Annotated in this window: 8 protein-coding genes; 6 read left to right on the top strand and 2 right to left on the bottom strand. The window is 73.0% G+C overall.

The window, feature by feature from the left end:
- Both ACFYML_RS33775 and ACFYML_RS33770 read left to right on the top strand, forming a co-directional pair.
- The coding region (locus ACFYML_RS33775; RefSeq protein WP_387424495.1) for an oligopeptide/dipeptide ABC transporter ATP-binding protein at window positions 1-297 on the top strand (297 nt) is incomplete at its 5' end.
- Window positions 298-345: 48 nt separating this feature from the next.
- Window positions 346-1,764, top strand: a complete 1,419-nt coding sequence (locus ACFYML_RS33770) for an RtcB family protein (protein WP_387424494.1) — start codon at window positions 346-348, stop codon at window positions 1,762-1,764.
- A 22-nt stretch (window positions 1,765-1,786) separates the two neighbouring features.
- Here the strand turns inward: ACFYML_RS33770 and ACFYML_RS33765 are convergent, their stop codons facing one another.
- The gene (locus ACFYML_RS33765; protein ID WP_387424493.1) at window positions 1,787-2,215 is read right to left on the bottom strand and encodes an archease; all 429 of its coding nucleotides are present in this window, start codon (window positions 2,213-2,215) and stop codon (window positions 1,787-1,789) included.
- 191 nt (window positions 2,216-2,406) lie between these two features.
- Window positions 2,407-4,368 (bottom strand): hypothetical protein, encoded by a 1,962-nt coding sequence (locus ACFYML_RS33760; protein ID WP_387424492.1) that lies wholly within the window; start codon window positions 4,366-4,368, stop codon window positions 2,407-2,409.
- Window positions 4,369-4,720: 352 nt separating this feature from the next.
- On the opposite strand from ACFYML_RS33760, the gene ACFYML_RS33755 reads away from it, so the two are divergent.
- The 4 genes from ACFYML_RS33755 (at window position 4,721) to ACFYML_RS33740 (ending at window position 7,907) form a co-directional block, all read left to right on the top strand.
- On the top strand, window positions 4,721-5,485 hold the full coding sequence (locus tag ACFYML_RS33755; RefSeq protein WP_387424491.1) for a hypothetical protein: 765 nt from the start codon (window positions 4,721-4,723) through the stop codon (window positions 5,483-5,485).
- Between the two features lie 89 nt (window positions 5,486-5,574).
- Window positions 5,575-5,997 carry a hypothetical protein gene (locus tag ACFYML_RS33750; protein WP_387424490.1) on the top strand — a complete coding sequence of 141 codons (423 nt, stop codon included), beginning with the start codon at window positions 5,575-5,577 and terminating at the stop codon, window positions 5,995-5,997.
- An 82-nt stretch (window positions 5,998-6,079) separates the two neighbouring features.
- Entirely contained in the window at window positions 6,080-6,646 is a 567-nt protein-coding gene (locus ACFYML_RS33745) for an RNA polymerase sigma factor (RefSeq protein ID WP_387424489.1), read from the top strand.
- Window positions 6,639-7,907 (top strand): WD40/YVTN/BNR-like repeat-containing protein, encoded by a 1,269-nt coding sequence (locus ACFYML_RS33740; protein ID WP_387424488.1) that lies wholly within the window; start codon window positions 6,639-6,641, stop codon window positions 7,905-7,907. Before ACFYML_RS33745 ends, ACFYML_RS33740 begins: the two co-directional genes overlap by 8 nt.
- The last annotated feature ends 4 nt before the right edge of the window (window positions 7,908-7,911 follow it).

Below are 7,911 nucleotides of genomic sequence, written 5' to 3'. Positions count from 1 at the left end.
GACCGCAACGACATCTACCAACACCCCCAACACCCCTACACCCGAGCCCTGCTGTCCGCCATCCCCGACGTCACCACCCTCGGCCCCGCCGGACGCATCCGCCTGGCCGGAGACGTACCCACCCCACTCAACCCACCATCAGGCTGCCGCTTCCGCACCCGCTGCTGGAAAGCCCAGGACCACTGCGCCACCGAAGAACCCCCACTGATCACCCGCGACGGCGGCACCCAACTCACCGCCTGCCACTACCCCGAACGCGGAGCACTGACTCAAGCCAAGGACGCTGCAGTGGGTTGATCGACCGGATCGGGTGTAACCGCCCAACAGCGGGGTAGCCCGTGCCGCATGGAGCTGGTCGAGGAGTCGCCGTACCGGTTCCGGATCGACCGGCATGACCCGATGCGGGTCCCTGGGGTGATCTTCGCGTCCCGGTCGCTGCTGCCGGACGCCCGGGCGGACAAGTCGCTGGACCAGGTGGCGAACGTGGCCACCCTGCCCGGCATCGTCGGCGCCTCGTACGCCATGCCGGACATCCACTGGGGCTACGGCTTCCCGATCGGCGGGGTTGCCGCCACCGACGTCGAGGCGGGCGGGGTCGTCTCGCCCGGCGGCGTCGGCTTCGACATCTCCTGCGGCGTCCGGCTGCTCGCCGCGCACCTCAACCGCGACGAGCTCCGGCCCCGACTGGACGCGCTGATGGACGGCCTGGGTGAGGCCACCCCGCGCGGCATGGGCAAGGGCGCGGCGTGGCACCTGAGCGACCGGGGCGAGCTCGACGCGGTGCTGCGCGGCGGCTCCCGCTACGCCGTCGAACGCGGCTACGGCGTCCAGCGGGACCTGGACCGGTGCGAGGACTACGGCGCGGTCGGCGACGCGAACCCGGCCCAGGTCAGCGACCGGGCGGTGGAGCGGGGCGCCGGCCAGGTCGGCAGCCTCGGCTCCGGAAACCACTTCCTCGAGGTACAGGCCGTCGAAGAGGTGTACGACGAGCCGGTGGCGGCGGCCTTCGGGCTGCGCGCCGGCCAGATCTGCGTCATGATCCACTGTGGTTCGCGGGGGTTGGGCCATCAGATCTGCACCGACTACGTGCGGGAGATGGAGAAGGCGATGCCCCGGTACGGCATCCACGTGCCCGACCGGCAGCTCGCCTGCGCGCCGGTGTCGTCCCACGAGGGACGCGCCTATCTCGGTGCGATGGCCGCCGCGGCCAACTACGCCAGGGCCAACCGGCAACTGCTGCACCACTCGGCTCGGCAGGTGTTCCAGCGGATCACCGGAGGCGACCTGGATCTGGTGTACGACGTCTCGCACAACCTCGCGAAGATCGAGACCCACGGCGTCGACGGCGACCAGCGGCGGCTCTGCGTACACCGCAAGGGCGCCACCCGGGCGTTGCCGCCGGGGCACCCGGACCTGCCGGAGGACCTGCGCCCGGTCGGGCAGCCGGTGCTGATCCCCGGGTCGATGGGCACCGACTCGTACGTGCTGGTCGGGACACCGGGGGCACCCGCGTTCGCCTCCACCTGCCACGGCGCCGGCCGGACACAGAGCCGCAAGCAGGCCACCAAGGCGGTCCGGGGGCACGATCCGCGTCGCGAGCTGGAGGCCCAGGACATCGCGGTCCGGGGCAAGTCCCGGAAAGGGCTGGCCGAGGAGATGCCCACCGCGTACAAGGACATCACCGCCGTCATCGAGGCGACCGAGGGGGCCGGGCTCTGCCGGCGGGTGGCCCGGCTCGTCCCGCTCGGCGTGGCGAAGGGCTGATCGCACGCCGGCGGGTCGCCGGTCACACGTCCAGCGTGACCGCGCAGGACCAGCCGTCCTGGTCCGGGCCGAAGCGCAGCTCGTGCAGCGCCACCGCCTTGGGCACCGCGCCGACCAGCTCCACCGCGTCGGTGTCCACCGTCCACCACCGCACCAGCAGCCCGCCGCCGTCGGCCGGGCGTACGTCGGTGGCCAGCGGCAGGACACCCGCCGTCTCGAGCCGGAAGATCACCTCGTCGAGGACGGTGACCAGCATGTCCTCGTCGTTGCTGGGCGGCACGGAGAACTCGGTCTCGGTGGTGCCGTCCGCGCCGGCGGTGTCGACGAAGGTGTCGACCAGGGCGCTCACCGCCTCGGCCACGCAGTCCTCCCGGTCGGGCGCCCACGCCTCGATCCGTACGTCGGCGGTGTGCGGCACGTTCCGGTGCCCCCGCGCCGGTCGTCTGCCCATCTCCCGCTCCCATACCGGACGCCCGCGGCCACCGCGCCGTACGTCGTCGCGGCGAGCGCGGTGGTGCCGCTGCCACCGTACGTGACGGCGGCCGCCCGGCGCGGCGCTTCGACCGACCCGCGGCAACGGACCGTCCCGAGCGATCCGGCACGACGTTGACGCCCGTGGATCGCCGACCGTAGCGTCTCTAATCAGCTTAGTGATCCTGAGTCGGATTGAGTTTCCGGGATCGTTTCCCACCGTGGCGGGGAGGCGTGGGCGTGGAAGTGGAATCCTGCGCCCAGGGCGGCTCCGCGTGGCTGGTGGCCGGTGGTGGGTGTGCTGATCGTGTTCACGTCCTGGTGTCGGTGGGCTGCGCGGGGCAGCCTCCGGTCCGTTGGTGCGTGTCCCTCCGGGCGCTTGTCCGCTCGGCTGTGGGGCCGGGTGGGGGAGGGTGCCCTGCGTCGCCTGGGCGCGGGGCGTGGTGGTTTGTGCCGGGTGGGGCCGGTCTTCGACCGGTCCCCCCGGCTGGTCTTCGTGATGACCGCGGAGACTTCGAGTTTGTCGACTACGGCGCGGATGAGCATGTGCCCGCTGGTCTTGTCGATGACGGTCTTGGTCTGGTGGGTGAGGCCGCGGGCGGCGATGCGCCGCCAGGCACCTTGGTCGCGGTCGCCTTGCCAGCGGCAGGACTGGTGGGGGCAGATCGCCCACTTCCAACCCGCCACCGTGGGCTTGTCGGGGGCCTTGCAGTGCCGTAGCGGGGTCAGGCACTGGGGGCAGTGCTTGGAGGTGTTGCGGGCAGGCGTGGTGACGACGGCGATACCCGCCTCGGCGGCGAGGTGCCGCATCCGGTCGACGATCTGCCCGCGCACCTGCTGGGACAGGCGGGTGTTCAGGGTGACGCCCATGCCCCGGGCTTCCATCGACCGCAGGTCTTCGACGTAGATTACGGTCGCCCGGGCGGCGATGGCCTGGTCGACGGTCCAGCGGGCGGCGGCCCACGCGAGCGCGACGTTCAGGTTCCGGCGGCGGGCGCAGACGTGGCGGATCTCGTCGCGCAGCACCTCGTGCTTGCCGAAGAGTTGATGCCTTGAGTCGACGCCGGCGAGCCGCTGGTAGTGGTCAGCTTTGGCGTGCAACCGTTCTGACAGGCGCCGTAGGCGGTGCTGTTTCGCGAGGACCCCGGCGGCCCGGAATTGGCCACCCGCTCCCAACGCGGTGATCCGGCCGTCCTCGTGTAGTCGCAGGGCTCCAGCGGATAGCAGGGTGTTCAGCCCCCAGTCCACACCCAGCGCCACAGAGTGACCGGTACGCCGGGCCTTCGGAACGGCGTGGCTGTATGCCACATCGGCGCGCACCTGCCGGCCGGTGACCCGGAGGGTGGGCAGGTGCAGCACCGCCGAGGCGGGAACCGTGGGCGGCAGGACGATCGGACAGGCCACCCACGTCCAATCTGCATAGGCTCTCGGATCCGGACGTGAGGGAAGCTGCAAGCGCAGCAACACCCTGCCCGGGTCGGTGTCGCTGCGTTCGATGGTGGCCTGCTGCCGGTCACACGCGGCCAGCAGCAACATCCGTGGGACCCTTGGGACGCCTTCAAGCTCGAACACATCCACCGGCAGACGGCCGTGCGCGGCAAGGAAGCTGGCAGCCTGCCGCGTGCGGGACTTGATGACGCTCGACGGCAGATGCTCCCCGCCCGGAACCGCCTTGCGTACCTGCTCCCACTCCTGCGGGGTGCGTGTACGCGGATCGGCCGGCCACGTCGCCAGCACCCCAGCGCTCAGGCCAGCACGCCACCACGCCGAACGAAGAACACGCCCCGCCTGCTCCTGGGCCATGCGCACGATCCGGTCATTGACCCTCACACCCTCGGCCGTGGTGGCGGTCCAACCCAGACGCCGCAGCGCCATCCACGCGTTCGACGGAAGTTTCCGGCCACCCGCGTCGTGTCCGGAGGCCAACACGTCCACATCCGCGGTGTTCCAGTGCTCAGCCAACAGGCCGGAGACCATGCCCGCCACCAGATCGGCACACCAGCCGATCCGTTGCGCAAGCACGGCCTGCGACAGAACCTCACCGCTCTCCTCGTCCACGCCTGATCGGAGCACGGCGCGGGCGCAAGCGGTGTGGGAGGTCTCGCCCTCGGCCAGCGACAGCTTCCCGCTCACCGGCGCATCGCCTCGACATCGATCCAGGAGAACCCGCAATCACGACCGGCCCACGTCACCGGAACCTCCCCCGAACCAGCCCATAGAGGAAACGCCACAGTCCACACAGTTAACCTAGGATCACCGACGATTCCTAATCAAGTTGGTCAGCCTGGTTGCGGCCATGACTGTGACCGAGTCGCCGCCTCGGCGCGGCTCGACGCCTCGCCGGCGCCGCCTTCACCGAACCGATGGAAGGTTACGTGCAGCGCATGCTGTGGATCGCGGCCCACGAGGGGCGCGTCCCGACCCGGTACGCCGTCGACCCGTACGGTCCCGACCTGCCCGGCGCGGACCGGGCCCGGGTGCTGCAGTGACCGACCCCGAGCGGGAGGGCACCACCCGGAGGCCGTTCGCGGCGGACGACCTGCCACCGGTCACGTTCGACGTCGACGTCCTGGTCGGCCGGTACGCCGATCGACCCGGGCCGGATGGCGACCCGGCCCAGGTAGGTGCGGCGCTCGCCGCCAACGGCATCGCCGCGGCGGCCGTGGCCAGCCTGCGGGCGGCCCTGTTCGACGTGCCCGGCGGCAATGACGAGGTGGCCGCCCTCGCCGGGCCGGCCGTGCTGCCCGTGGGCGCGGTGGACCTGCGGGATTCGCTGGGTGCCGAGCGGGAGGTGGTCCGGCTCGCCGAGCGAGGCGTCCGGGCCGTTCGACTCTTCCCCGACGAGCAGCGGGTGGAGCCGGACTTCCCGTCCGTGCGGCACGTCGCCCGACGCGCCACCGAAGCCGGACTGGTGCTGCTGGCCGGCGGCGACGTACGCCGGTTCTGGCGGCCCCTGCGCGGCACGACCGTGGTCTTCCTCGACACGCACTTCTACCACCTGGGCGACTTCCTCGTGGCCGCCCGCGACGAGCCCGGCTTCCACACCTCGACCCGGCTGCTCAACTCCCCGGACGCCCTGGAGACGGTGGCCGCGCAGGTCGGCGTCGAGCGCCTGCTCTACGGCTCACGCACCCCTTTCCACGACGCCGTGGTGCCCCGACTGCGCCTGCGCCACTCCGATCTGGACCCGCTGGCGGTGGCGGCGGTGGCGGGCGGAAACGCCCGACGGATCCTCAGGGTGGCCGCATGACCGCTCCCGGCTCGACCTCGGCCTGAGCGGCCCGGCGAGGAGTGAGCGGGGCGGCGGGACTGTCGCACCGGCCGGCTACCGTGCCGGACATGATCGCCGACGATTCCGACGCCGTGACCGTCCTCTTTCATCGGATGATGCGCGCCGAGCTGCGCGCCGAGAAGGTGGGTGAGGACACCCTCGGCCGGACGGTCGACCTGGCCCGGTCCTGGGGCACCGGCCCCGCCGCCGACGCCCGCCTCGCCGTGGCGCTGCGCGAGCTGCACGGCGAGCCGGTCGACCCCGACGACCCGCGCCAGGTCGCCGACGAGGCCCGGTCGCTGGCCACGGCGAGCGGCCTGGCGCCGGAGCCGGATCTCCGGGGCGCCGGGATGGCCCGGTTCGTCGCCAACGTCCGGCGGCTGCGCAACGGGGAGATCACCCGGGCCGAGTTCGAGGAGATCCTCGGCCCGGACGCCGGGCGGGTCCGCTGGATCGAGGAGCCCGACCCCCGCTGGCCCGGCGAGGACTGACGCCCTCCGTCGAGGCGGATGTCACCTCGCCGCCCACTCGTCGGTCGTACCGGGTGCGACGACCGACACGGGAGGGGACGATGTGGACCCACAGCAACAGATCAGCGAGGTGTACGCCGCCTCGGCGGCCCGCCTGGTGGCCCAGATGTACGCGATGACCGGCGACTACGCGGAGGCGCAGGACGTCGTGCAGGAGGCGTTCGTCCGGGCCCTGGCGCGGCCCGGGCGCTTCCGGCTGGTGGAGAACCCGGAGGCGTGGCTGCGGACGGTGGCGTTGAACGTCGCCCGGTCCCGGCACCGGCGTCGGGCGGTCCTGGGGCGGATCGTCCGCTCCGGGCGGCTCGATCCGGCGCAGCCCACCGCGCCGGCCCTGTCGCCGGACCACGTCGCCCTGGTGGCGGCGTTGCAGCGGCTGCCTCGGCAGGCCCGGGAGACCGTGGTGCTGCACCACCTCGCCGACCTCCCGGTGAGCGAGGTGGCGATCGCCCTGGGCTGCTCCGTGGAGGCCGTGAAGACCCGCCTGGTGCGGGCCCGCCGTGCGCTGGCCGACCACCTCGGCGACGCCGGCCCCGGCGACTCTGCGGAGCAGGTCCGCGCCGACCAGACAACCTCCCCGACCTGTGCCGAGCGGGAGGTCCGTCATGCCTGAGCTGGACTTCGCCGGGCTGAACATCGCCGCCCAGGCCGGCTTCAAGCCGCACTTCGAGCAGGTGGCCGCGCGTGCCCGGCGGCGACGCCAGCGACACCGGATCGTCACCGTCGCCGTGGTGGCCCTGTTGGCGACCGGTTCGGGGATCGCCGTCGCGGGCCGCCCCGCGACCGAGCGTCCGCCAGTGCCGGCTCCCGGCTTCGGCCCGGACCGCACCCCGGACTTCATCCCCACCCCGGGCCCCACGCTCACGCCCGGCCCGGGCCGGCAGGTCTCCACCGGGCGCCCGGGAGCCGGTGATCTCAACCACGTGTATCTGCGATACCACGAGTGCCGCGACGGGTGCCCGCCCCGTTGGGCGGGCACCGACGACGGGGGCCGGCACTGGCGTACCGGCGCGCTGCCGGTGCCGGACGACGCTCTGGTGGACCTGCGGGTGGTGGGACCCCGCACCCTGGTCGCCTGGTATCTGTCCCGGTCCAGCCCGGACAGTTCGCACGCCCGGTGGGCCGTCAGCCGCGACGGCGGGGCCACCTGGCGACAGGTCGATGCGCGGCGGGTGGACGCGCTGCCGGCCGGATGGCCGGTGCTGGCCCGTCAACCAGGCCCGGACCGCGAGGCGCTGGTCGCCGTGGACCCGGCCACCGGGGACGTCGCGCAGCTCGCCAACCGGTCCACGCTGCACAACGCGGCGACCGTGGCGAGCGCGCCGATCGGCGCCGGCCTCTGGGTCAGCGGCCGCACCGGGGAGAAGGCCGGCGACGGCGGTCGCGTGATCTGGACCGGTAGCGCCGTCGAGGTCAGTCGCGACGGCGGCCGAACCTGGCGGCGGCACGAGTTCCCCGACGGGCTCACCGCCTCCGACGATGTCGGCGGACCGGCGGTGGCCACCCAGGACGGTCGCACGGTCTACGCCGTCGGCCGGGTCCGGGGCGACCTGGTGATCTGGCGCAGCGCGGACGGCGGCCGTACCTGGGCGCGCACCACGGGAACGGCCAAGGCCGGGGAGCGCACGATCCGAGCGGCGGTGCGGCCGGACGGGGTGCTGATGGTCCAGGCCGGTGTCACCGCCCGCGAGGACCCCCTGATGTTCAACAGTTCCGACGGCGGCGCGACGCTGCGTCCCGCACCCCTCGGGCCGGGCGCCGACCCAGTGCCGGTGTCCGGCGGGTACGTCCAGACCGGCTGGCCGGACAGCACGGGTGCCTGGCTCTCCGCCGACGGCGTCACGTGGCGCTGGCTGGACCCGCCCACGCTGTGACCGG

The organism is Micromonospora sp. NPDC007230 (assembly GCF_042869115.1).
Taxonomy (GTDB): domain Bacteria; phylum Actinomycetota; class Actinomycetes; order Mycobacteriales; family Micromonosporaceae; genus Micromonospora.
The sequence above is the reverse complement of the archived record's forward strand: the minus strand, read 5'-3'. Positions and strand labels throughout refer to the sequence as shown.